Source organism: Pseudoduganella sp. GCM10020061 (genome assembly GCF_042683405.1).
GTDB lineage: Bacteria > Pseudomonadota > Gammaproteobacteria > Burkholderiales > Burkholderiaceae_D > Telluria.
The window spans coordinates 179,459-203,061 of record NZ_JBHUJS010000003.1; the positions used below are offsets into that span (position 1 = coordinate 179,459).

The following is a 23,603-nucleotide window of genomic DNA, read 5'->3' on the forward strand; positions in this document are numbered from 1 at the left end:
GTGGCGGCCCGACCAGCGCGATTCCTGTCATGCCGGCATGGCATCGACACCCTTGCCAAATTATACCCGAGTTGTCATGCAGCCAATTTCAGCCATGCTGCCGCGGTAAATGTGAGCCGTCTAACAGACGGGCGGGGATGACCCGTCCAAGCTGTTCCTATACGGTGCGCGGGTCCGCAAGGAACGTGTGCGACCGGAACCGGATGGACACATGCGTCAGTTTCTGTTTGCCACAGGTATCGAGAACAGCTACCCCGTCATCAAGCTGAGTGACGGGCGCCCTCACCGTGTCGACGAGCTGGAAAAGACCGACCACTACCGCCGCTGGAAGGAAGACCTGCAACTGGTGCACGACCTCGGCATCCGCGTGCTGCGCTACGGGCCGCCCTACTACAAGGTGCACCTCGGCCCCGGCCGCTATGACTGGTCGTTTACCGACGAGGTATTTGCCGAACTCAAGCGCCTGCGCATCTCGCCGATCGTGGACCTGTGCCACTTTGGCGTGCCGGACTGGATCGAGAACTTCCAGAATCCCGAGTTCCCCCACATGTTCGGCAACTACGCGGCGGCGTTCGCGCGGCGCTACCCGTGGGTGGATTACTACACGCCGGTCAACGAGATGTACGTGACGGCGAACTTCTCGGCGCGCAAGGGGATGTGGAACGAGCGCCTGTCGTCCGACCTCGCCTTCGTCACCGCCACCAAGCACATCGTCAAGGCCAACATCCTCGCCACCGAAGCGATCTGCGCGTTCCGCAAGGACGCCGTATTCATCCAGAGCGAGTCGTCGGAATACTTCCATCCGATCGATCCCGGCGCGATGCGCATCGCCAGCCACCTCAACGAGCTGCGTTTCCTCGCACTCGACCTGAACTACGGCTACGACGTGCGCGGCACCATGCTCGAATACCTGCTCGACCATGGCATGACGCGCGAGGAATACCATTTCTTCCTTGACCGCAACGTGAAGGCGGTGTGCGTCATGGGCAACGACTACTACGCCACCAACGAGCACATCGTGTATCCGGACGGCCAGACCTACGCCTGCGAAATGTTCGGCTACTACGTGATCACGCGCCAGTACTACGACCGCTACCGCCTGCCCGTCATGCACACCGAGACCAACAACCGCGAGGACGGCGGCTTCGAAAAGGATGCGCGCACCTGGCTGCAGCAGCAATGGGCCAACCTGGTCCGCCTCAAGCTCGATGGCGTGCCGATTGTCGGGTTCACCTGGTACAGCCTGCTCGACCAGGTGGACTGGGACAGCCTGCTGATCGCCAACAACGGCAAGGTCAACCACTTCGGACTGTACGGCCTGGATCGCCAGATCCGACCTGTGGGAGAGGCATACCGCGAGCTGATCAAGACGTGGGACAAGGAAACCAAGACCGGCATGCTGTGCCTTAACTGAAGGAGCGTGGATGGAATTGCAGGATCGGGTAGCGATTGTCACGGGCGCAACTTCCGGAATCGGCGAAGCGATTGCGCGGCGCTTCATGCAGGAAGGAGCCAAGGTGGCGCTGGTCGGCCATTCCGACGACCAGGGCCGCAAGGTCGAAACCGAACTGCGCCGGCTGGGCGCCGGGGAATGCTTCTACGTGCATGCCGATGTCAGCGACAGCGCACAGGTGCGCGCCGCGGTGGCGGCGGTGACGCAGCGCTGGCAGCGCGTCGATGTGCTCGTCAATAACGCCGCCGTCATGAAGGGCGTGCGCCTGGTGGACATGGACGAAGCCGACTGGGACCTGACGCTGTCGGTCAACCTGAAGGGGCCGTTCCTGTTTGCCAAATACACGCTGCCGGCGATGCCGCATGGCGGCGCGATCGTGAACATCTCGTCGGTGCACGCGGTGGCGACGGACGTCGCCACCTCGGCCTATTCGGCCAGCAAGGGCGGGCTGGAAGCGCTGACGCGCGCGCTGGCGCTCGAATGCTATCGCATGCACATCCGCGTGAATGCGCTGCGCGTCGGCGCGGTCGACACGGGCATGCTCTGGAATAATCCGCGCATCATGTCCGGCAAGGAGAAAGTCGATCCGCGCGACGTGGCGCAGCCGGTGGAGATTGCCGAGGCGGCCCTGTTCCTGGCCAGCCAGCGCTCCCGCTTCGTGTCCGGCGCAGTGCTGACGATCGACGGCGGCCGCCTGCCCATCCTCGGCAGCCACGCGCCCTGACCTGTCATGCCAGCGCAGGCAACGTCACGCCATCAGTAAATGATCTTGACCGCGACGCCGGTCAGCGTGGCCGCCAGCAGCCCGCGCAGGAAGTGCTCCGGCACCGAGCGCGCGAACCACGACCCCAGTGTAATGCCGGGCACCGACCCGATCAGCAACGCCCCCAGCAGCGCCCAGTTGATGGACCCGAGCCACCAGTGTCCCACCGCCGCAATTGCGGTCAGCGGAACGGCATACGCGATATCGGTCCCCGCCACCTGTGCAGGCGACAGGCGCGGATACAGCAGCACCAGCAGCGTCGCGCCAATCGCGCCGGCGCCGATGGACGACACCGTCACCAGCAGTCCCAGCGTGGCGCCCGCGATCACGGTGGCCCGGTCCAGCGCGCGCCCCTGCAGCTGGCGCTCCGGATGCGCGCTGATCCACGCCAGCATGCGCTTGCGGAACAGGATCGCGCCCACGGTCAGCAGCACCGACACGGCAATGGTGTAACGGATGAATTGCGCCACCTCTTCTTCCAGCGCGCCCAGCTGCTTGAGCGCCAGCGTGGCGAGCACGGCGGCGGGCAGCGCACCCACGCACAGCAGGCGCACGATGCGCCAGTCCACAGTGCCGCGCACGCGGTGCGCGATCGTGCCGACGCTCTTGGTGATCGATGCGAATGCGAGGTCGGTGCCGACCGCGACGGACGGCGCGACGCCGAACATCAGCGTCAGGAGCGGCGTCATCAGCGAGCCGCCGCCCACGCCGGTCATCCCGACCAGGACGCCGACCGCAAAACCCGAAATAATGAAATTGAAATCCAACAGAATGCTCCTGCGCCACTATGGCGAGGATGCATGATCGCATTGCCGGGGCGGATACCCAACAACGGTATGCTTATTAGCATAGACACACCGGGCATATAGGATGGGGACTGTCCGCGGCTACGCGTCACGCGGCGGGACAGTCCCCTTCGCGCTTACTTGTTCGGCGCGGGGGTGATGCGCAGGTACGGACGCGGGGCCTCGTAGCCTTTGGGGAACTTTTTCTTAATCTCTTCGGGATTCTGGATCGACAGCGGGATGATCACGTCGTCGCCCGGCTTCCAGTTGCCCGGGGTGGCAACAGAGTAGCCGTCGGTCAGCTGCAGCGCGTCGATCACGCGCAGGATTTCATCGAAGTTGCGGCCGGTGCTCATCGGGTAGGTGAGCATCATGCGGATCTTCTTGTTCGGGTCGATCAGGAACACCGAGCGCACGGTGGCGGTGGTCGATTGTTCCGGGTGGATCATGTCGTACAGGTTGGCGACCTTCTTGTCCGCGTCGGCGATGATCGGGAAGCCGACCACGCAGTCCTGCGTCGTCTCGATGTCGTTGATCCATTTCTTGTGCGATTCGGCCGGGTCGACCGACAGTGCGATCGCCTTGACGTTGCGCTTGTCGAAGTCGTCCTTGAGCTTGGCCGTCAGCCCCAGCTCGGTGGTGCAGACCGGGGTGAAGTCGGCGGGGTGCGAGAACAGGACCACCCACGAGTTGCCTGCCCATTCATGGAACCGGATGCGGCCAATCGACGTGTCCTGTTCGAAATCCGGTGCGGTGTCGCCCAAACGTAGTGTCATGTTCCAGTTCTCCTTAGCTAGTGGAAAAACGAAATCCGCGCCGATGAGGCCGGCCTCATCGCACGGCGGAGGAACATGTTAGCGCACTATGATCGAACGCGCTGTGCGGTATTCACATATCGATATGTGAACTTTGCATGCCGGCCAGCGCTCAATAGAAGCGGGTGAACAGGATCGTGCCCCAGGTCAGCGCGGCGATGATAATCGCCATCGCCACGGCTGCACTGCCGAGGTCCTTGGCGCGCTTGGAGAGCGGATGGCGCTCCAGCGACACGCGGTCGACCACGGCTTCGATCGCCGAATTGACAAGCTCGACCATCAATACCAGCAACAGCACCACGATCATCATGAGCTTCTGGAAGGCCGAGACCGGCAGCGCCAGCGCCACCAGCGTCGCGAACACGACCACCACGATCTCCTGCCGGAACGCGAACTCGTGCCGCCAGGCGGCCTTTACCCCTTCCACCGAATAGCCAAACGCATCCAACACGCGGCGCAGGCCGCTCTTGCTCTTGAACTCGCTCACCGGTTCATCCATCTGCTCAATTCCTTGCTGAAAACAAATAAGGGTTTCCCCCACTCACGCCGTCCGGGCATCCTGCGATTATCGCCTCGATCGTGTGCAGATTGCCAAACTTTTTCACATTGTGGTATAACGAATCGAACGATACTGCACCGCACCAACCACATCATGAAAATGGAAACGATCGAACCGCAAAAGACGTCGATTCAGGTCATCGAGCGCATGGTGGCATTGCTGGACGCGCTGGCCACCTATACGGACCCGGTCAGCCTCAAGGAATTGGCGAAGGTCTCCGGGCTGCACCCCTCAACGGCGCACCGTATCCTGAATGACATGGTGACGACGCGCTTCGTGGACCGGGTCGAACCGGGCACCTACCGCCTCGGCATGCGCCTGCTGGAACTGGGTAACGTGGTCAAGAGCCGCCTGTCGGTGCGCGAGGCTGCGCTGGACGCCATGCGTGCACTGCACAAAAAGACGCAGCAAACCGTCAACCTGTCGGTCCGGCAGGGTGACGAGATCGTGTATATCGACCGCGCCTTTTCCGAGCGCTCGGGAATGCAGGTGGTGCGCGCCATCGGCGGACGCGGCCCGCTGCACCTCACCTCGACCGGCAAGCTGTTCCTCTCGGTCGACGACCCCAAGGCCATCCGCGCCTATGCCACCCGCACCGGGCTGGCGGGCCACAACAAGAATTCGATAACCGACCTGTCCAAGCTGGAGCGCGAGCTGTCGCTGGTGCGCGCGCGCGGCTATGCGCGCGACAACGAGGAGCTGGAACTGGGCGTGCGCTGCATGGCGGCCGGCATCTACGACGACAGCGGCAAGCTGGTAGCGGGCCTGTCGATTTCCGCGCCTGCGGACCGGCTGCAGGAAGAATGGCTGGATGACCTGGTCGGCACCGCGATGCACATCTCCACGACGCTGGGTTTTCGCCGCGCCTGACCGGGCAGCACGGATAGCATATGCAGGACAAACAGCTCTGGATCGAACCGCTCGGCACCACCGTCGTTGCGCGCCTGCGCGGGGAGCTCACCGAGGCAATGCTGAACGAAACGCACGAGCGCGTGGTCCGGCTGCTGCGGGAAACGGGCTTTACGCGGGTGCTCTACGACGGCCTGGAAATGGAAGAACCGCACATCGATCTGGCGCTGGTCCAGGAACAGCTCGACCGGCAGGCCCGGCAACAGTTCCCTGACCGGACGCTGCGCAAGGCCATCCTGGTGCCGAATACCCGGCTGGCGTACCTGGCCCGGATCGCGTTCGGGCAGTACGGCGAAGGCGAGTACCGCGTGTTCTACAAGGACCTTAGCCAGGCATTGCGCTGGCTGGAGGCAGGATCCGCGGACTTGGCCGCAATTGATGGGTAATCGCTGCAGATAGGCGCAGTTGGGCGGCGATCGCACCAGCAAGGTGCCGCTCGCCGGCGTTCGCCACAATTGATGGGAGATCGGTGCAGATCGGCGCAGTTAGCCGCTCATGGCGCTGCCGTCAGGCTCGCGTCCACGCTGCCGCCCTGCTCTGGCAATGCGCTGACGGTGACAGGACCCGCGCGCAGCGTTTCGAGCCATTTGCGCATGCGGTTGGCGTCGCCCGTCCTCGACTGCTTGCCCTTGGAATCGAGGAATACCATCACCACGTTGCGGCCCGCGACGACCGCCTGCATCACCAGGCAGCGCCCCGCTTCGTTAATGAAGCCGGTCTTCTGCACGCCGATCTGCCATTCCGGACGCGTCACCAGGTAGTTGGTGGTGCCGAACTGCATGCGGCTGCGGCCCGCCTGCACGATGGCTTTCTCGGCGGTCGAATACTCGCGCAGGATCGGCTGGTGCGATGCGGCCTTGACCAGCTTGGCCAGGTCGCGCGCGGACGCCACATTGCGGCTGGATAGCCCGCTCGAGTCCACATAATGGGTGTCGTTCATGCCCAGCGCCCTCGCCTTCGCGTTCATGGCGTTGACGAACGCGGGCAGGCCGCCTGGATAATGGCGGCCCAGCGCGGATGCCGCGCGGTTCTCGGAACTCATCAGCGCAATGTGCAGCATGTTCGCCCGCGTCATGCGCGTGCCGACCTTGAGGCGCGAGGTCGAATGCTTTTCGCGGTCCACGTCTTCGTCGGTGATGGTGAGGATCTCGTCCATGTCCTGCTTGGCTTCGACCACGACCAGGCCCGTCATCAGCTTGGTGATCGACGCGATCGGCAGCGCAACGTTGGCGTTTTTTTCGAACAGGACTTCGGAGCTGTTTTCGTCGAGGACGAACGCGACGCTGGACTTGAGGTCGAGCGGGTCGCGCGTGCGGTGCAGGCCCGCCAGGTCGCCCATCGTGACGATCGGTGCGAACACGCGCGCCTTGCGCGCCACGCGTTCGTAAATGACCTTGCGCTTGCCGTTGGCGGTGACGACGCGCCGCTCCAGCCGCTCGCGGCTGGCTCGCCGCTTGGTCTTGTTGAGCACGATCTTGGAGCGCTTGCGGATCTGGGCCTTCTTGGCCGTCTCGCCATAGTGGCGCGCACCCTGGCCTTCGCCGGCTGCTAAGACTTCGGGCGACGGCGCCATCGAAAGAAACGCGCACACAAGTGCGCTCAGCGCGAATTTGAACATCGTACGATCCTCGAACCGGTACCGCTTCCCGTGCGCTGACGCAACAGGAGTTATGAGCATCGAGTCCTACGCAGGCGCGGCGTGGAGGCCGCTACCACTGCTGAGACTCATCAGTTCTCAATATATACCTATTTCAAAAATTTGACGAAACTGTCCAATCGTTCGCGTTGCGTAATGAGCGTATTTTCGATTTTTGTGTGGTCGGCGTAGCCGAGCGCCATGCCGCACACCACCATCTCCGTCTCCGGCAAGCCCAGCTGCTCTTCGATGATGCGGTGGAAGGGGGTGAACGCCGCTTGCGGACAGGTGTCCAGGCCGCGTCCGCGCGCGGCGACCATGATGTTCTCCAGGAACATGCCGTAGTCGAGCCACGAGCCCTGCTCCAGGATGCGGTCGATGGTAAAGATCATGCCGACCGGCGCGTCGAAAAAGCGGTAGTTGCGCCCGTGCTGGCGGTGCATGCCTTCCTTGTCCTCGCGCGTGATGCCCAGCAGCGTGTACAGGTCCCAGCCGACCTTGCGGCGCCGCTCGATGTAGGGCGACTCCCAGCGGCGCGGATAATAGGCGTACTCCTCGGTGTGGCGGCGGCATTCTCCCGGATCGTCGTGCGCGGCCATGATCGCGCTGGACAGGCGCTCCTTGGACTCGCCGGTCAGCACGTACACCTTCCACGGCTGGATATTGGTGCCGGAAGGCGCGCGCGAGGCCACTTCCAGGATGCGCTCGATGTCTTCGCGTTCCACCGGCGTGTCCAGGAAGGCGCGGATCGAGCGGCGCGAGGTGATGGCCGCGTCCACCGTTTCCTGCTGGCTGTTACTGATCATGCAATCTCCATCGTTGTTTTTTGAGCACAGGGCGGTACTGGCGCGGCGCAGCATAGCGGCGCCTGTTTGCTTTGACTTGTGTCAACTTATCGTGCGCCCTGTCATAGGCAGCTCAGTCTATCATGCTCATCTGTTTGCCGGAAAAATCGACACTCCATAGGGCATACATACAGAGAGTAACGGCAGCAAGTCATTTGTGCAGTGCACAAAAAACGCTTGACTTGACGAACAGTCGGGCTAAAATGCACTTTGTTGCGACGCACAATAACCAGCGATAAACCCACATCACCATTTGGAGAAACACCATGTTTGCAATCCCCGAGCAGTTTTCGAATGCGACCAAAGCCAATTTCGAATCGCAGTTCGCGATTTTCTCCTCCCTGGCGAGCAAGGCATTCGAAGGCGTTGAAAAAATCGTCGACCTGAACATCCACGCCGTCAAGGCAACGCTGGAAGACTCGGCCGCCACCGCGCGCCAGCTGCTGGCAGTGAAAGACCCACAGGAATTCTTCACCGTGACCGCGGCCCAGGCGCAGCCGACCGCTGAAAAAGCGATGTCCTACACCCGCCAGCTGGCCACGATCGCCGCGACCACCCAGGCCGAGTTCAACAAGGCCGCCGAAACCCAGATCGCCGAAACCAACCGCAAGGTGGTGGCACTGGTGGACGAAGTGACCCGCAACGCGCCTGCCGGCACCGAGAACTTCGTCAACGCGTTCAAGACCTCGATCGGCAACGCACAGGCTGGCTACGAGCAGCTGAGCAAGACCACCAAGCAGGCAGCCGAGACGTTCGAGAACAACGTCAACGCAGCGGTTGGCCAGTTCAACCAGGCTGCGCAGGCAGCAGCACCGAAGGCAGCCGGCAAGAAGTAATCTTCGCCGCCAGCGCAAGGAGGCCGGAGACGCAAGTCCCGGCCTTTTTTGTTTTTGGGGTCCGCCCCGCGCCGCCGTGGGCAATCCCCCTCCCCCTATAATGCCGGCATGTCCGCCCCCACGCCCGGCACCGTCGCCGAAGTATTCACCGCCTTCCTCAAGCTCGGCCTGACCTCGTTCGGCGGGCCTGCATCGCACCTGGCGCACTTCCGCACCGAATTCGTCGAGCGCCGCGCCTGGGTCGACGACAAGCAGTTCTCCGACCTGGTGGCGCTGTGCCAGTTCCTGCCCGGCCCCGCGACCAGCCAGATCGGCTTCGTGCTGGGCCTTGGCCGCGCGCGCCTTGGCGGCGCGTTCGCTGCGTGGACCGCGTTCACGCTGCCGTCCGCCCTGCTCCTGGTCCTGTTCGCGCTCGGCATCGGCGCCGGCGCGACCGTCGCGGCCTCGGGCGCCGTGCATGGCCTGAAGCTGGCGGCGGTCGCCATCGTCGCGTATGCGGTGCTCGGCATGGCGCGCACGCTGTGCCCGGACCTGCCGCGCGCCGCCATCGCGGTCGCCGCCACGCTCATCGTCGCCGCGATGCCATCGACCGCCGGACAATTCGCCGCGATCCTGTCCGGCTGCGTGCTCGCCATCGCCTTCCTCAAGCTCCACCACCTGCCGGCCGGCGCGCCGCTCGAATACGGGATCGGCAAGCGCACCGGGGCCATCCTGCTGCTGGTGTTCGCGGCGCTGCTGGCCGTGCTGCCCGCGCTGGGCGCGGCGACCGGCAACGGCATGCTCAAGCTGGTCGGCGAGTTCTATCAATCAGGCGCGATCATCTTCGGCGGCGGGCACGTGATGCTGCCGGCCCTGCACGCAAGCGTCGTCGCCCCCGGATGGGTCAGCGAAGAAGCGTTCCTCGCCGGGTATGGCGCGACGCAGGCGGTGCCGGGGCCGATGTTCGCGTTCTCGGCCTACCTGGGCGCGGTGATGCAGGGATGGATTGGAGGCGTGGCGGGGCTGCTCGCCATCTTCGCGCCGGGGATCCTGCTGGTGGCGGGCGTGCTGCCGTTCTGGCAGTCGGTGCAGCAGCGCGACGCGATCCGCAAGGCGATGGCGGGGGCGAGTGCTGCGGTGGTCGGGATCCTGGCGGCGGCGCTCTACGATCCGCTGTGGACGGGGGCGATCAGGTCGGGAACCGATATCGCGATTGCGATGGCGGGATTTGCGCTGCTGCTGACGGGGCGGGTGCCGCCTCTGGCGGTCGTCATCGCCTGCGCGCTCGCAGGATGGGGAATGTCCGCGGTAACGTAGGGACAGCCCCCTCCTTTATTCGCCGAGGTAGGCGGCCTTGACGCGCGGGTCGTGCAGCATGTCCTGCGCGGCGCCGGTCATGATCAGCGAGCCCGAATCCATCACATAGCCGCGGTGCGCCGCTTCCAGCGCCAGCTTGGCGTTCTGCTCCACCAGCAGGATCGTGATGCCCTGCGCCGACACGTTGCGGATCACCTCGAAGATCTTCTCCACCATGATCGGCGACAGGCCCATCGACGGCTCGTCCAGCAACAGCAGCTCCGGGTGGCACATCAGCGCGCGCGCCATCGCCAGCATCTGCTGCTCGCCGCCGGACAGGGTGCCGGCCAGCTGCGCGCTGCGTTCCTTCAGGCGCGGGAACACGCCGTACCACTTCTCGATATCGGCATCGATGCCCGCCTTGTCCTTGCGCGTGAACGCGCCCATCAGCATGTTCTCGTGGATCGACATGCGGGTGAACACGCCGCGCCCTTCCGGCACCATGGCCAGCTTGCGCTCGACCAGCTGGAACGACTTCACGTTCTTCAGCGGCGAACCCATATAGGTGATCTCGCCCTCGACCCGGCAGGCGGGCAGCGTGTTGGTGATGGCCTTGAGCGTGGTGGTCTTGCCCGCGCCGTTCGCGCCGATCAGCGTCACCAGCTCGCCCTTGTTCACTTCCAGGTCGATGCCCTTGACGGCCTTGATGCCGCCGTACGCGACCTTGAGGCCGGATACCTTGAGGATGTTCTCGCTCATGCGTGTGCGCCTCCCAGGTACGCTTCGATCACTGCAGGGTTCTTCTGGATCTCGGCCGGCAGGCCCTCGGCGATCGGCTTGCCGTATTCGAGTACGGTGATGCGGTCGCACAGGCCCATCATCAGCTTGACGTCGTGCTCGATCAGCAGCACGGTGCGCCCTTCCGCCTTGATCTTGACCAGCAGTTCGCGCAGCGCGAGCTTTTCGGTGGCGTTCATGCCGGCCGCCGGTTCGTCCAGCGCCAGCAGTTGCGGATCGGTGGCGAGCGCGCGCGCGATCTCGAGGCGGCGCTGGTCGCCGTAGGACAGAAATTTGGCGGTGCGCTTGGCGTAGGCGCCGATGCCGACGAAGTCGAGCAGCTCCTGCGCGCGCACGCGGATCGCCTTCTCTTCCTCGCGAGCGGCCTTGTGGCGGAAGATCGCGCCGAACACGCCCTGGTGCGTGCGCACATGACGCCCGACCATCACGTTCTCGAGCGCGGTCATCTCGCCGAACAGGCGGATGTTCTGGAAGGTGCGCGCGATGCCGGCCTTGGCCACTTCATGCGGCGCCGACGGCGAGTACGGCTTGCCGGCCAGCTCGAAGGTGCCGCTGTCGGGCTGGTACAGGCCGGTGATCACGTTGAAAAAGGTGGTCTTGCCCGCGCCGTTCGGACCGATCAGGCCGTAGATCTGGCCCTTCATGATCGTGATGCCGACATCGGTCAGCGCCTGCAGGCCGCCGAAGCGCTTGTTCACGCCGGCGATGTTCAGTAGTACCTGGTCACTCATGTTCGTTCCTCACGCTGCCTTGACGCCGGACGCATGCTCGGGCTTGTCGATGTCCGGGTCGGGACGGTCCTCGTGGCGCGGCGCCGGCCACAGGCCCGCCGGGCGGTACAGCATGATGCACACCATCGCCAGGCCGTACAGCAGCTGGCGCAGCACTTCCGCCTCGATGACGACCTTGCCGAAGATGGCGTTCTGCAGCGGTTCGACCACGTGGCGCAGCACTTCCGGCAGCGCCGCAAGCAGCACGCCGCCCAGCACCACGCCGGGAATGTGGCCGATGCCGCCCAGGACCACCATCGCCAGCACGGCGATCGATTCCATCAGCGAGAACGATTCCGGCGACACGAAGCCCTGGAACGCGCCGAACATCGCGCCCGCCACGCCGCCGAACGAGGCGCCCATGGTGAAAGCGAGCAGCTTGACGTTGCGGGTGTTGATGCCCATGGCCTTGGCCGCGATCTCGTCCTCGCGGATCGCCACCCAGGCGCGGCCCAGGCGCGAGTGCTGCAGGCGCGCCGTGACGAAGATGATGGCGATGCACAGGAACAGGAACAGGAAGTAGTACGCGTTCACCGACGGCATCTGGTAGCCGAACACGTTGACGATGCCGCCCGAGCCTTCCTCGCCGGCCAGCGACACGCCGAAGATGCGGATCGGGTCGATCATGTTGATGCCCTGCGGCCCGTTGGTGAAGTTGATCGGGTCGTTCAGGTTGTTCATGAAGATGCGGATGATCTCGCCGAAACCGAGCGTGACGATCGCCAGGTAGTCGCCGCGCAGCTTGAGCGTCGGCGCGCCCAGCAGCGCGCCCATGAAGCCCGCCACCAGCGCTGCGAACGGCACGATCATCCACACTGACAGGTGGATGCCGTTGGCCTGGATCTCCTCGCCGAACACGGACACCAGCCATTCGCCCAGCGCGGGGTAGTTGTAAAGGACGGATTCAAGCAGCATCGCGAACTGCGGTGAGCAGAACAGGCCGGCCATATAGGCGCCCACCGCGAAGAACGCGATGTAGCCCAGGTCCAGCAGGCCGGCCAGGCCGACCACGATGTTCAGCCCCAGCGCCAGCATGATGTACAGCAGCGCCATGTCGATGATGCGCACCCAGGAATTGCCGAACTGGGAAGCAAAGAACGGGAAGATCAGCAGCAGCACGAGCGTGACGCCCATGCTGACGTACGCCTTGCGCGGATTGTGGTCGGTGTCGAAACTGAGCAGAGCCATGATGTATTCCCCTTACGCGCGGTCCGCCACGCGCTCGCCCATGATGCCGGACGGGCGGATCGTCAGAACGACGATCAGCACGATGAACGCGAAGATGTCCTGGTAGTGGCTGCCGAGGAAGCCGCCGGTCAGGTCGCCGATGTAGCCGGCGCCCAGCGCCTCGATGATGCCGAGCGCGAGCCCGCCGATCATCGCGCCGTAGATGTTGCCGATCCCGCCCAGCACCGCGGCGCAGAACGCCTTCAGTCCCGGCATGAAGCCCATCGCGAACTGGATCGAGGAATAGTTGGCGCCCCACATCACGCCGGCGACGGCGGCCAGCGCCGCGCCGATCACGAAGGTCATCACGATCACTTTATTTGAATCGATGCCCATCAGGCCGGCCACGCGCGGGTTCTCGGCGGTGGCGCGCATGGCGCGGCCGATCTTCGTGCGCTCGACCAGCCAGGCCAGGCCCATCATCGAGAAGGCGGCCAGCGCCAGCAGCAGCACCTGGGTCTGCGAGATCACCGCGCCGCCGATCTCGATCGGTTCGGACGACAGCAGCTGCGGGAAGGCCAGCGGGCTGCGGCCCCAGATCATCATCGCGAAAGTCTGCAGCAGGATCGACACGCCGATCGCCGTGATCAGCGGGGCCAGGCGCGGCGCGTTGCGCAGGCGGCGGTACGCCACCCGCTCGATGACCACGTTGACCAGCATGGTCACCGGAATCGCGCCGAGTATCGCGATCAGCAGCATCGCGTAGCCGGGCAGGCCGGGGAAGTATTGGTTGAGCAGGTTGACGATGGTCAGGCCGACCATCGCCCCGATCATCAGGACCTCGCCATGCGCGAAGTTGATCAGGTTGAGCACACCGTAGACCATGGTGTAGCCGAGTGCGACCAGTGCGTACATGCTGCCTAGCACCAGCCCATTCAAAATCTGCTGGATAAATGTATCCATCGTCTCTTCTTGTTATGTGGGGGTTGGGGACTGTCCCCGCAGGGGACCGTCCCCAGCTTTTGTGTTGGGGGACTGTCCCCGCAGGCGCCAAGGCGGCAGTACCGTCCCCAGCTTTTTAGTGTCCGTTATCGGTATCGCAGGCTAAAAATCGGGGGACGATACTGCCGCCTTGGCGCCGGCGGGGACAGTCCCCTGCCCTTTCAAGCTGCGTCTTTGTCGAGGCCTTTCGGCAGCGGGAACGTGACGTTTTCCTCGACGCCTTCCAGCGTGCGCACGCTGCGCGCACCCAGCTCCTTCAGGCGGTCGATGACGGCATTGACCAGCACCTCCGGCGCCGACGCGCCCGCAGTGACGCCGATGCGCGCCGTCCCTTCCAGCCACACCGGATCGATTTGTCCCGCGTTATCGACCATGAACGCGCGCGTGCCCATCTTTTCGGCCACTTCGCGCAGGCGGTTGGAGTTGGAGCTGTTCGGGCTGCCCACCACGATCACCAGGTCCACCTGCGGCGCCATGAACTTGACGGCCTGCTGGCGGTTGGTGGTGGCGTAGCAGATGTCGCCCTTCTTCGGTTCGATGATGTTCGGGAAGCGGTGCTTGAGCGCGGCGATGATGTCGGCCGTGTCGTCCACCGACAGCGTGGTCTGCGACACGTACGCCACCATATCGGGATTTGCGACCAGCAGCTTCTCCACGTCCTGCACGGTTTCCACCAGGTGGATGCCGCCGCCTTCTGCCTGGCCCATGGTGCCCTCGACCTCGGGGTGGCCCTGGTGGCCGATCATAATGATCTCCGCGCCCAGCTTCATCATCTTGGCGACTTCGACGTGCACCTTGGTGACCAGCGGGCAGGTCGCGTCGAACACGGACAGGCCGCGCTGCTCCGCTTCCGCGCGCACCGCCTTGGACACGCCGTGCGCGGAGAACACCACGGTGTTCCCGGGCGGGACATCTTCCAGCTCGTCGATGAAAATCGCGCCCTTGGCGCGCAGGTCGGCGACCACGTAGGCGTTGTGCACGATCTCGTGGCGCACGTAGATCGGCGCGCCGAACTGCTTGAGCGCGCGCTCGACGATTTCGATCGCGCGGTCCACGCCGGCGCAAAAGCCGCGCGGCTGGGCCAGGAGGATTTCGTTTTCCATGTTCTGACAGGTTCCGGTTACAGGACGGAGATGAGCTTCACCTCGAAGACCAGCGGCTGGCCGGCGAGGGGGTGGTTGAAATCGAAGACGGCATCGTGCTCCCGCAGTTCGCGAAGCACGCCGGCGAAGCGCCCGCCTTTCGGCGCCGCGAATTCGACCAGGTCGCCGATCTGGTAGTCCGCGTCCGGCGCCGAGTTCTCGTCCAGCGTCGCGCGCGACACGGCCTGCACCAGCTCCGGGTTGCGGTCGCCGAAACCTTCGCCCGGCGCCAGCTCGAAGGTGCGATGCGTGCCCTCTTCCATGCCGATCAGCTTCGCTTCCAGGAACGGGGCGAGCTGGCCCTGGCCCATCATCAAGGTGGCCGGATTGTCGTTGAAGGTCGTGACGATGTCTTTACCGTCGCTGGAAGCGAGGCGGTAGTGCAGCGTCAGGTAGGATGATTCGTTGACAACGGATGGAGTAGCGTGGGACATGGCGATGCCTGGAACGGACAAACCGCCATTGTAATGCACCCCGCAAACCACTGTCATTCCACCACGATCCGCCGCACCAACGGATTAGGAATCGCGTCCACCCGTGGAGTGGCGTATATTGAAATGCACCCCGAAATGACTTCCCCAACTTTTTTTGCCACATACCAAGGCGACAAGGGAGATGAAGGAATGGACGTTCGGCATGAAGAGTTCGTGGCGATGACAGAAGCGTTTCTCGGCCCGGACTACGATGAAGAAAAGCTTGCCCAGGTAGAGTCCGAACAGCTGGTGCTGCAACAGACCCAGGCCAGGCTCGCAGACGACCTGGCAAAGCAACGCATAGGGCCTTCGGAATACCTGAACCAGGTGAACAAGGTCCACGCAGAAACTGCGCAACGCTGCGAGTCGATCCTCGGAGCAGAGGATTTCGAGAAGCTTTTTGGGTTGCCGATGTCTGAAATCGGCCCCTACATCGATCAGGAAGTGTTCTTGCAGACCGTGGAAATGTACCAGTCCACGTAACCCCCCAATCCCTTTTGTATGAATGAGTGAGCGGGCGCAGGACGCCCTGCGCCGAAAGCCCGCACACTCGCCCGATCAGTCCCGCCTTTCGCCGGGACGTTCGGGAGACGTTGCAATGGGGATCGGAGACTGGCCGGCGCACCTGCGCCCCCGCGAACGCTTGATCGCCAATGGCGCGCACTCGCTATCGGATGCTGAACTGCTGGCGATTTTCTTGCGTACTGGCCTGCCCGGAAAAAGCGCGGTCGAACTGGCGCGCGCGATGCTGGAACATTTTGGCACGCTCAACCGGCTGTTCTGCGCCTCGCTGGACGAGTTCTGCGCGGTGCCAGGACTGGGACCTGCCAAGTACGCCCAACTGCACGCGGTGCTGGAGCTCGCACGGCGCACCACGGCGGAGGAACTGAAAGCCGGCGTCTCCCTCGGCTCGCCCGACACGGTCAAGCACTACCTCAAGCTGCAACTGGCCCGCCAGCGGCAGGAGTCCTTCTATGTGTTGTTCCTGGACGTCAAGAACCGGCTGATCGCGTGCGAGGAGATGTTTCGCGGCACCCTCACCCATACGAGCGTCTATCCGCGCGAAGTGGTCAAGACGGCACTGGGCCACAACGCGGCGGGCGTGATGCTGGCGCATAATCATCCATCCGGCTCGCCCGAGCCGAGCGAGGCCGACCTGGTGCTGACCCGTTCGCTGATGCAGGCGCTGGCGCTCGTCGACGTGCGCATCCTCGACCATTTCGTTGTAGCGGGGTCACACGTTCATTCCTTTGCCGAGCACGGCCAGATGTAGTGATCCGTGCCGGTTCGCTGGCCAAAGACCGGGCCGAACTCGCCGGTGGCGCACGTCCCCGGCAAATGTTAAACTTCCGAGATAACGCAAGACACAATTGTTTTTCGCAAGTGATTGATATTTCGTCGGTTTTCGCGCTATACTCTCGTTTTTCCAAATTCTGGATTTAACTAAGGAGTGCGCTATGGCACGTGTTTGCCAAGTAACTGGCAAGGGTCCGATGGTTGGCAACAACGTCTCCCACGCTAACAACAAAACGAAACGCCGTTTCCTGCCAAACCTGCAGAACCGTCGTATCTTCGTCGAATCTGAAAACCGCTGGGTCTCCCTGCGTCTGTCCAACGCTGGCCTGCGCGTCATCGACAAGCTCGGCATCGACGCCGTGCTCGCCGACATGCGTGCCCGTGGCGAAAAAGTTTAATTAGGGAGCTATTACCATGGCAAAAACTGGCCGCGACAAAATCAAGCTGGAATCGACCGCTGGTACGGGTCACTTCTACACCACGACCAAGAACAAGCGCACGATGCCTGCGAAGATGGAAATCACCAAATTCGACCCGAAGGCACGTAAGCACGTGATCTACAAAGAAACCAAGATCAAGTAATCCGGTCTTCGTTCTTCCGAAAAAGCCGCCCACGAAAGTGCGCGGCTTTTTTGTTGCCTGCGGCGGCGGAGGACAGTCCCCGGGTCTTACGACTTTGCGACAATTGGCGTGTTTTTTTGCGATAACATCCCGGTACTTACAATAAAACCAAGGGAGACCTGCATGAGTATCGCTCACACCGGGGACGCACACGCCCCCGCTTCGCCCCTGGCCGGACCGCGCATCGAGACGCTCGACGTCATCCGCGGTTTCGCCCTGCTGGGCATCTGCCTGATGAACGTCATGTTCTTCAACCGCTCGATCCACGAGGTGCAGACCGGCTTTCCGCCCGGGCTGACGGGTATCGACCTGGCGGCCGCGGTGTTTGTCGGCTACTTCGTCACCGGAAAGTTCTGGACCATGTTCTCGCTGCTGTTCGGCATGGGCTTCGCAGTGATGCTGACGCGCGCGGAAAAGACGGGCCGTCCGTTCGCCGGTCCTTATGTGCGCAGGATTCTCGGCCTGGCCGCGTTCGGCGCGTTCCACCATATCCTCATCTGGGGCGGCGACATCCTCCTGACCTATGCGCTGACCGCCACCTTCCTGCTGCTGGCGCTGCGTGCGCACTGGATGGTGTTCGCGGTGCTGCTGGCCGGCCTGTTCGGCGCGCTGTTCTTCGTGCACGGCGCCGCGCCGCTGGTCAAGCCGACCGCGAGCACCCTCGCCTACTGCGCATTCACCGCGATGTTCCTGCGCGACGATAAGCGCATCGCCGGCCTGCCGCGCGTGGCGTTGGTCCTCTGGGCCGGCGCCGCGCTGTCGCTGCTCGCCGTCGTGCTGATGGCCACCGGCGTGCTGGCAGCCGATCTGCGCACCCCGGTCACCATTTACGGTATTCAGATGCTGCTGGGTGCGATCGTCACGAGCCGCAACCAGCCTGCCTCCTCGCGACCATGGCGCGCGGGCGCCCTGCTGTGGACGCTGATGTTCGGCACCATGGTGATTACCGGCGCCATGACGTACATGGAAGAGCGAAAGGCCGCGGCCGAAACTGCCGCAGGGGCGCCGCCGGCTGCGCTTCCTGCGCCGCTGGCCGCCGCGCTGCAAAAGCGCGCCGAACGCATCGAGAAGGATGCCGCCGCGGTGAGTACCGGCACCTACGCTGACGCGATCGCCGTGCGCACCGAGCATTTCGTGTCGCGTCCGCTTCGCGAGACCGGCTTCGCGCTGGGTATCTTTGCCACCTTCATGATTGGCGTCTGGTTCATCCGTTCCGGCGTGATGGAAAACTCGAAGGCCCACCTGCCGCTGTTCCGCCGCCTCGCGATGACCTGCATTCCGCTCGGCCTGCTGACCGGCCTGGCCGGCAGCCCGATCGCCACATCCCTCATCCCGGGCGTCAACCACGGCGCCTGGCAGTTCGCCAACGGCCTGATCCTGCTGAGCAGCCTGCCGACCTCGATCGGCTACACCAGCCTGATCGTCCTCATGTACCACAGCCGCTCGTCGCTGCTGTCCAAAGTGCGCCTGCTGGCCCCGTTCGGACGCATGGCACTGACCAACTACGTCATGCAGTCGCTGGTGATGTCGCTGATCTTCTACGGCTACGGCCTGGGCCAGTGGGGCATGGGACGCGCCGCGCAGCTCGCGGTGGCGCTGTCGGTCAGCCTGTCGCTGGTGGCGTTGAGCCATGTGTGGCTGTCGTACTTCCGTTATGGCCCGCTCGAATGGCTGTGGCGCGCCGTGACTTACCTGAAGCTGCCCGCCATGCGCGCCGAACGCGCGCCCGCCGCCGGGGCGCTGGCCGCCGGCTGAGCGGTCACCTGCTTCCACGAAAGCCGCGCACGCAAGTGCGCGGCTTTTTTTCATATTCCCATCGACGCAGTTCGAACCCCGAAACAGGTCATTCATCACATTTTTCACCCAGTCCGTCCCGCTCGCGCTAGTATTGACACTTCCATAACAAGATCGATAAACGGGAGACTGGAATGCAAGACACTGCAACACTCACCTCGCCTGCTTCGCTCGCGCCCCTCCCCCCGGGCCAGCGGATCGAGGCGCTCGACGTCGTGCGGGGCTTCGCCCTGATCGGCATCTGCCTGATGAACCTCGACTTCTTCAACCGCTCGGTGCTATCGGTCGGCACCGGTCTGCCGCCGGGCCTGACCGGCATCGACTATGTGGCCGCGTTCTTCACCGGCTACTTCGTCACCGGTAAATTCTGGACCATGTTCTCGCTGCTGTTCGGCATGGGCTTCGCCGTGATGCTGACCCGCGCGGAGGAAGCGGGACGCGCCTTCATCCAGCCTTATCTGCGGCGCATCTTTGCGCTGGCGGTATTCGGCGCCGCGCACCACATCCTGCTATGGGGCGGCGACATCCTGTTCAGCTACGCGGTCGCGGCCCTGTTCCTGCTCATCGCGATGTACGGCGGCTGGAAGACGATCGTGGGCGGCGTCATCCTGCTCGGCTGCATCGCCGCGATCCCTGGCATGAACGACTACGGCTCCGGGGTGCCAAGCCTGCTGGTGACCGGACTGGTGGCCCTCTACCTGCGCAACGACACGCGCCGTTTCGGCCTGCCGGCGGTATCGCTGGTGGCCTTCGTTGTGGCTTTCCTGCTCGTGGTAGCCGCGGTCGTGATGCTGGCGCTGAAGGTCGGTCCGCAAGGCGCCGCCGTGCCGATGCTCGGTGGCGCAGGTGTGCTGTCCCTGCTCGGCTGGCTGGCCAAGCGCTACCAGGACCCGGCATCCAGGCGTCCATTGCGCGCAGGCGCAGTGCTGTGGGTGCTGGTGTTCGGCCTGATGTCGGTCGGCACCGGCATACAGTACTTCCTGTCGCAGCCGGAAGGACAGCCGGCGGCCCAGGTGAAGGCGCCCCAAACCGCCGCGGAGAAGGAAGCCGCGGCCGCGCAAGCCAAACAGAAGGAAGAGCAGGCCAAGCACCGCAAGCAGCGCGCCGATAGCATCGCCCGCGACACCGTTGTCGTGAGCACCGGCACTTATGCGGAAGGCGTCGCACTGCGCGCCAGCCAGTTCCTGAAGCGGCCGCCGCGCGAACTCGGCTTCGGCATGGTGCTCATGGGCGTGTTCCTGATCGGGACCTGGTTCGTGCGTTCGGGGGTCATGGCCAACACCGGCTCGCACCTGCCGCTGTTCCGCAAGCTGGCGATGGTGGGCATCCCGCTCGGCATCGGGCTAGGCTTGCTGGGCAGCCTGGTGGCGAAGTCGCACATCGCGGGCGTCAACGACACCGGCTTCCAGTTCGCGTTCGGACTGCTGATGCTGGGCAGCCTGCCGGCGTCGATCGGCTATGCCAGCCTGGTCATCCTCGCGCTGCACAGCAATTCGTGGTTCTCGAAGGTGCGCGTGCTGGCGCCGTTCGGCCGCATGGCGCTGACCAACTACCTGACGCAGTCGCTGGTCTGCGCGGTGATCTTCTATGGCTGGGGCTTCGGCAATTTCGGCATGGGCCGCGCCGCGCAGCTTGGCGTTGCGCTGTCGATCTGCGCGGTGCAGGTGGTGCTGTGCCACTGGTGGCTGTCGCACTTCCGCTATGGTCCGCTGGAGTGGCTGTGGCGTGCCGTCACCTACATGAAGCTGCCGGCGATGCGCATCGACCGCACGCCCGCTGCCGCGGTTCCGTTGCCAAACTGAGGTTCGGAGACAGTCCGGAGTGGGCAGGAACCAGAAGCAGCCCTTCCACTCCCCCCAAAAAAAACGGCTCCGAATGGAGCCATTTTCTATGCGAGCTACAGATCGGGGACCAGTCCCCGGCTGCTTATGCGTAGGTGCGCAGGCGCAGCGAGAACTCTTGCAGCGATTTGATGCCGGAGGCTTCGGCGCGGGCGCACCAGTCCTGCAGCTTGTGCAGCAGCTGGTCGCGGGTCAGCGTGGAGCGCTCCCACATCACGGACAGTTCGACGCGCATGTGGTGCATCGTTTCCAGCGCCTTGGAGTGCTGGAACAGTTCGGACAGCTGTTCGTGGTGCGGCTTTTCCAGCTTGGCCGGCTCGCGCTGCAGCAGCTTGCGGCTGCTCTTCAGGAAGCGCGACTCCAGCTTGGCCTTTTCCTTCAGGTGCTCGACTTCGTCGTGCCATGCCAGCTTGACCGACTTGGCGTACTTGGCCATCACGTCGTAGCGGTTGGCGATCACGGACTGCAGGGTGCTGAGGTCCGGCACCGACTTGGCTTCGGCGAAGGTCGGCTTTGGCGCGACTTTCTTCACCTTGGCCAGGCCCACGATCTCCATCGCGCGGATGTAGCCCCAGCCGATATCGAACTCGTACCATTTGTTCGACAGCTTGGCCGACGTCGCGTAGGTGTGGTGGTTGTTATGCAGTTCTTCGCCGCCGATCAGGATGCCCCAAGGGACGATGTTGGTCGCCGCGTCGGCGCAATCGTAGTTGCGGTAGCCCCAGAAGTGGCCGATGCCGTTGATGATGCCGGCCGCGGTGATCGGGATCCACAGCATCTGGACGGCCCAGACGGTGACGCCCTTGGCGCCAAACAGCAGCACGTCGAGGATCAGCATGACGGCGACGCCCTGCCAGCTGTATTTGGTGTAGAGGTTGCGCTCGATCCAGTCGTCAGGCGTGCCGTGACCGTACTTTTCCAGCGTTTCCTTGTTCTTCGATTCGGCGCGATACAGTTCGGCGCCTTCCAGCAGCACTTTCTTGATGCCGCGGGTGACCGGGCTATGCGGGTCTTCTTCGGTTTCGCACTTGGCGTGGTGCTTGCGGTGGATCGCGGCCCATTCCTTGGTGACCTGGCCGGTGGTCAGCCACAGCCAGAAGCGGAAGAAGTGGCTCGGGATGGCGTGCAGCTCCAGCGCACGGTGCGCCTGGTGGCGGTGCAGGTAAATGGTGACACTGGCAATGGTGATGTGCGTCAGGACGAGCGTCACCGCTACCGTTTGCCAGGCGGAGAGGTTGGTAAGACCGGTGTTGAGGAAGTCGAGGACTGCGTTTAACAAAGTTTTGCTCCGGAGTTGTGAAGGGCCGGACGCGATTCTTTCGCCAACCGACACCATCATTTTACTTTGTTCCGGACCGGCCCGCTCGGATTCTCACCTAAATGTACATATGTTACATGCCCGTTGTCGGACCATTATTGGGTTGCCAAATGCCCTGTTTCGCTGGCTGGACGCTGGTCCTGGACGATGCGGATGTCGCGGGTCGGGTAAGGCAGGCTGACGCCCTGCTCCTGCAGCACGCGCCAGATGCGCACGTTCGCTTCCGACAGGATGCCGCCGGAACCTGCCTCCGGGTCGGCGATGAACATGCCCACCTCCAGGTCGAAGCCGTCCGGGCCGAAGCGCAGCACCAGCGCGCCGGGCGCCGGGTCGGCCAGCACGCGCTCGATGCCGACGCAGGCTTCACCCAGCGCGGGCAGCAGCTTGTCGATGTCGGTGTCGTAGGCCACCGTCAGCTGGGTGGCGACGCGCACGCGGCGCGCGGGCAGCGAGAAGTTCTGGACCGCGTTCGCGATCAGCATTTCGTTCGGGACCACGGTCTCCGAGCCGTCCAGCGCCGCCAGCACGGTGTAGCGGGTGTTGATCTGCGCCACGCGGCCGTCGAACTTGTCGACCTTGATCATGTCGCCCATCGACAGGCGGCGTTCGAGCAGGACCACGAAGCCGGACACGTAGTTGCTGGCGATCTTCTGCAGGCCCAGGCCCAGGCCCACGCCCAGCGCGCCGCCGAAAACAGACAGCACGGTCAGGTCGATCCCGACCAGGGTCAGGCTCATGAGCACAGACACCACCACAAGCACCGCGCGGCTCACGCGCGCCACCGCCGCGCGCAGGGACAGGTGCACGCCCTCGACGTTCATCAGGCGGTCTTCCAGCGCTGCGCCGGCCCACAGCGACAACATCAGGAGCACCACCACCGAGACGATCGCCTTGAAGATCGCGGCCAGCGAGGCCTCGTTCTTCCCGAGCGGGACGGTGGTCGATTCGAGGAAGTGGAAGATGTCGGGCCACGCGCCCAATATGTACAGTGCGACCGCGATCCACACCAGCAGCGCGAACACGCGCTCGAACGTGACCAGCGCGCCGCCGATGCGGCCATGGCGCGCGAATACGCGGCGCAGCATGTAGAAGGCGAAGCGGATGATCGCCAGCGAGGACGCGAGCGGCATGGCGATGCGCAGCAGGCTCACGTTCATCATCCCGGCCAGCGAGAAGCGGGCGATGGCCAGCATGGTGAGCACCATCACCGGCGTGAGTACGCGCTCGAAGCTTTCCGTGCCGACGATCCTGACCACGGGATGGCCGGTCAGGCGTTCTTCACGCTCCTGCCAGGCGCGGCGCAGCAGGTGGGCCAGGCCCCAGCCGACGATCACGCAGGCGGCGATGACGGCGGCTTGCCACAGGACGGCGGGGTCTCTCAGGTCGTTGAGCAGGTCGGTCAGCAGGCTGGAAATCGGCATGTGTCTGTTTTCAGGGGGACTGTCCCCGGAGGGGACCGTCCCCAGCTCTTTAGTTTGAGTTGGCGGAATTGGTCAGGAATTAGG

At 64.0% G+C, this 23,603-nt stretch carries 25 protein-coding genes; 12 read left to right on the forward strand and 13 right to left on the reverse strand.

Going from position 1 to position 23,603, the window contains the following annotated elements:
- Positions 1-211: 211 nt before the first annotated feature.
- Together ACFSQR_RS08245 and ACFSQR_RS08250 are read left to right on the forward strand one after the other, a co-directional pair.
- Entirely contained in the window at positions 212-1,414 is a 1,203-nt protein-coding gene (locus tag ACFSQR_RS08245) for a family 1 glycosylhydrolase (RefSeq protein WP_377729221.1), read from the forward strand.
- Between the two features lie 10 nt (positions 1,415-1,424).
- Positions 1,425-2,177, forward strand: a complete 753-nt coding sequence (locus ACFSQR_RS08250; protein WP_377729222.1) for an SDR family NAD(P)-dependent oxidoreductase — start codon at positions 1,425-1,427, stop codon at positions 2,175-2,177.
- A gap of 32 nt (positions 2,178-2,209) precedes the next feature.
- Here the strand turns inward: ACFSQR_RS08250 and ACFSQR_RS08255 are convergent, their stop codons facing one another.
- From ACFSQR_RS08255 to ACFSQR_RS08265, 3 genes are all read right to left on the reverse strand, one after another.
- A complete protein-coding gene (locus ACFSQR_RS08255; protein WP_377729223.1) occupies positions 2,210-2,983 on the reverse strand; it encodes a sulfite exporter TauE/SafE family protein in 774 nt (257 codons plus the stop codon).
- Positions 2,984-3,138: 155 nt separating this feature from the next.
- Positions 3,139-3,777, reverse strand: a complete 639-nt coding sequence (locus tag ACFSQR_RS08260; protein WP_377729224.1) for a peroxiredoxin — start codon at positions 3,775-3,777, stop codon at positions 3,139-3,141.
- A gap of 151 nt (positions 3,778-3,928) precedes the next feature.
- Positions 3,929-4,315 carry a diacylglycerol kinase gene (locus tag ACFSQR_RS08265; protein ID WP_377729225.1) on the reverse strand — a complete coding sequence of 129 codons (387 nt, stop codon included), beginning with the start codon at positions 4,313-4,315 and terminating at the stop codon, positions 3,929-3,931.
- Positions 4,316-4,468: 153 nt separating this feature from the next.
- On the opposite strand from ACFSQR_RS08265, the gene ACFSQR_RS08270 reads away from it, so the two are divergent.
- Together ACFSQR_RS08270 and ACFSQR_RS08275 are read left to right on the forward strand one after the other, a co-directional pair.
- A complete protein-coding gene (locus ACFSQR_RS08270; RefSeq protein ID WP_377729226.1) occupies positions 4,469-5,245 on the forward strand; it encodes an IclR family transcriptional regulator in 777 nt (258 codons plus the stop codon).
- Between the two features lie 20 nt (positions 5,246-5,265).
- Complete coding sequence (locus tag ACFSQR_RS08275) at positions 5,266-5,670, forward strand: hypothetical protein (RefSeq protein ID WP_377729227.1); 405 nt, start codon at positions 5,266-5,268, stop codon at positions 5,668-5,670.
- Between the two features lie 107 nt (positions 5,671-5,777).
- Here the strand turns inward: ACFSQR_RS08275 and pbpG are convergent, their stop codons facing one another.
- Both pbpG and ACFSQR_RS08285 read right to left on the reverse strand, forming a co-directional pair.
- Positions 5,778-6,902 carry a D-alanyl-D-alanine endopeptidase gene (gene pbpG, locus ACFSQR_RS08280; RefSeq protein ID WP_377729228.1) on the reverse strand — a complete coding sequence of 375 codons (1,125 nt, stop codon included), beginning with the start codon at positions 6,900-6,902 and terminating at the stop codon, positions 5,778-5,780.
- A 128-nt stretch (positions 6,903-7,030) separates the two neighbouring features.
- On the reverse strand, positions 7,031-7,726 hold the full coding sequence (locus tag ACFSQR_RS08285; RefSeq protein ID WP_377729229.1) for a nitroreductase: 696 nt from the start codon (positions 7,724-7,726) through the stop codon (positions 7,031-7,033).
- A 305-nt stretch (positions 7,727-8,031) separates the two neighbouring features.
- Here ACFSQR_RS08285 and ACFSQR_RS08290 point away from each other — a divergent pair, with 305 nt between their 5' ends.
- Positions 8,032-8,601 (forward strand): phasin family protein, encoded by a 570-nt coding sequence (locus ACFSQR_RS08290; protein WP_377729230.1) that lies wholly within the window; start codon positions 8,032-8,034, stop codon positions 8,599-8,601.
- 108 nt (positions 8,602-8,709) lie between these two features.
- Complete coding sequence (gene chrA / locus ACFSQR_RS08295; protein ID WP_377729231.1) at positions 8,710-9,897, forward strand: chromate efflux transporter; 1,188 nt, start codon at positions 8,710-8,712, stop codon at positions 9,895-9,897.
- 15 nt (positions 9,898-9,912) lie between these two features.
- Here chrA and ACFSQR_RS08300 read toward each other — a convergent pair whose 3' ends face one another.
- From ACFSQR_RS08300 to ACFSQR_RS08325, 6 genes are all read right to left on the reverse strand, one after another.
- Positions 9,913-10,635, reverse strand: coding sequence for an ABC transporter ATP-binding protein (locus tag ACFSQR_RS08300; protein ID WP_377729232.1), 723 nt, complete (start codon positions 10,633-10,635; stop codon positions 9,913-9,915).
- On the reverse strand, positions 10,632-11,405 hold the full coding sequence (locus ACFSQR_RS08305; protein WP_377729233.1) for an ABC transporter ATP-binding protein: 774 nt from the start codon (positions 11,403-11,405) through the stop codon (positions 10,632-10,634). Before ACFSQR_RS08305 ends, ACFSQR_RS08300 begins: the two co-directional genes overlap by 4 nt.
- 9 nt (positions 11,406-11,414) lie before the next feature.
- On the reverse strand, positions 11,415-12,632 hold the full coding sequence (locus tag ACFSQR_RS08310; protein WP_377729234.1) for an ABC transporter ATP-binding protein: 1,218 nt from the start codon (positions 12,630-12,632) through the stop codon (positions 11,415-11,417).
- A 12-nt stretch (positions 12,633-12,644) separates the two neighbouring features.
- Positions 12,645-13,574: a branched-chain amino acid ABC transporter permease gene (locus tag ACFSQR_RS08315; protein WP_377729235.1), complete on the reverse strand. Its 930-nt coding sequence runs from the start codon at positions 13,572-13,574 to the stop codon at positions 12,645-12,647.
- A 200-nt stretch (positions 13,575-13,774) separates the two neighbouring features.
- Positions 13,775-14,716 (reverse strand): 4-hydroxy-3-methylbut-2-enyl diphosphate reductase, encoded by a 942-nt coding sequence (ispH, locus tag ACFSQR_RS08320; protein WP_377729236.1) that lies wholly within the window; start codon positions 14,714-14,716, stop codon positions 13,775-13,777.
- 17 nt (positions 14,717-14,733) lie between these two features.
- The gene (locus tag ACFSQR_RS08325; protein WP_377729237.1) at positions 14,734-15,189 is read right to left on the reverse strand and encodes a peptidylprolyl isomerase; all 456 of its coding nucleotides are present in this window, start codon (positions 15,187-15,189) and stop codon (positions 14,734-14,736) included.
- On the opposite strand from ACFSQR_RS08325, the gene ACFSQR_RS08330 reads away from it, so the two are divergent.
- The 6 genes from ACFSQR_RS08330 to ACFSQR_RS08355 all read left to right on the forward strand — a co-directional run bounded on the left by ACFSQR_RS08330 (position 15,181) and on the right by ACFSQR_RS08355 (position 20,741).
- Entirely contained in the window at positions 15,181-15,711 is a 531-nt protein-coding gene (locus ACFSQR_RS08330) for a hypothetical protein (protein WP_377729238.1), read from the forward strand. The genes ACFSQR_RS08325 and ACFSQR_RS08330 overlap by 9 nt on opposite strands.
- Positions 15,712-15,826: 115 nt before the next feature.
- Positions 15,827-16,501 (forward strand): DNA repair protein RadC, encoded by a 675-nt coding sequence (radC, locus tag ACFSQR_RS08335; protein ID WP_377729239.1) that lies wholly within the window; start codon positions 15,827-15,829, stop codon positions 16,499-16,501.
- Between the two features lie 184 nt (positions 16,502-16,685).
- A complete protein-coding gene (rpmB, locus tag ACFSQR_RS08340; RefSeq protein ID WP_312548065.1) occupies positions 16,686-16,922 on the forward strand; it encodes a 50S ribosomal protein L28 in 237 nt (78 codons plus the stop codon).
- Positions 16,923-16,938: 16 nt separating this feature from the next.
- Positions 16,939-17,106 carry a 50S ribosomal protein L33 gene (gene rpmG, locus ACFSQR_RS08345; protein WP_005665735.1) on the forward strand — a complete coding sequence of 56 codons (168 nt, stop codon included), beginning with the start codon at positions 16,939-16,941 and terminating at the stop codon, positions 17,104-17,106.
- A gap of 162 nt (positions 17,107-17,268) precedes the next feature.
- Positions 17,269-18,900, forward strand: a complete 1,632-nt coding sequence (locus ACFSQR_RS08350; RefSeq protein ID WP_377729240.1) for a DUF418 domain-containing protein — start codon at positions 17,269-17,271, stop codon at positions 18,898-18,900.
- A 173-nt stretch (positions 18,901-19,073) separates the two neighbouring features.
- Positions 19,074-20,741: a DUF418 domain-containing protein gene (locus ACFSQR_RS08355; RefSeq protein ID WP_377729241.1), complete on the forward strand. Its 1,668-nt coding sequence runs from the start codon at positions 19,074-19,076 to the stop codon at positions 20,739-20,741.
- Between the two features lie 124 nt (positions 20,742-20,865).
- On the opposite strand, the gene ACFSQR_RS08360 is transcribed toward ACFSQR_RS08355, so the two are convergent.
- Both ACFSQR_RS08360 and ACFSQR_RS08365 read right to left on the reverse strand, forming a co-directional pair.
- Positions 20,866-22,116, reverse strand: a complete 1,251-nt coding sequence (locus tag ACFSQR_RS08360) for a fatty acid desaturase (protein WP_377729950.1) — start codon at positions 22,114-22,116, stop codon at positions 20,866-20,868.
- A 77-nt stretch (positions 22,117-22,193) separates the two neighbouring features.
- Complete coding sequence (locus ACFSQR_RS08365) at positions 22,194-23,519, reverse strand: mechanosensitive ion channel family protein (RefSeq protein WP_377729243.1); 1,326 nt, start codon at positions 23,517-23,519, stop codon at positions 22,194-22,196.
- Positions 23,520-23,603: the final 84 nt, after the last annotated feature.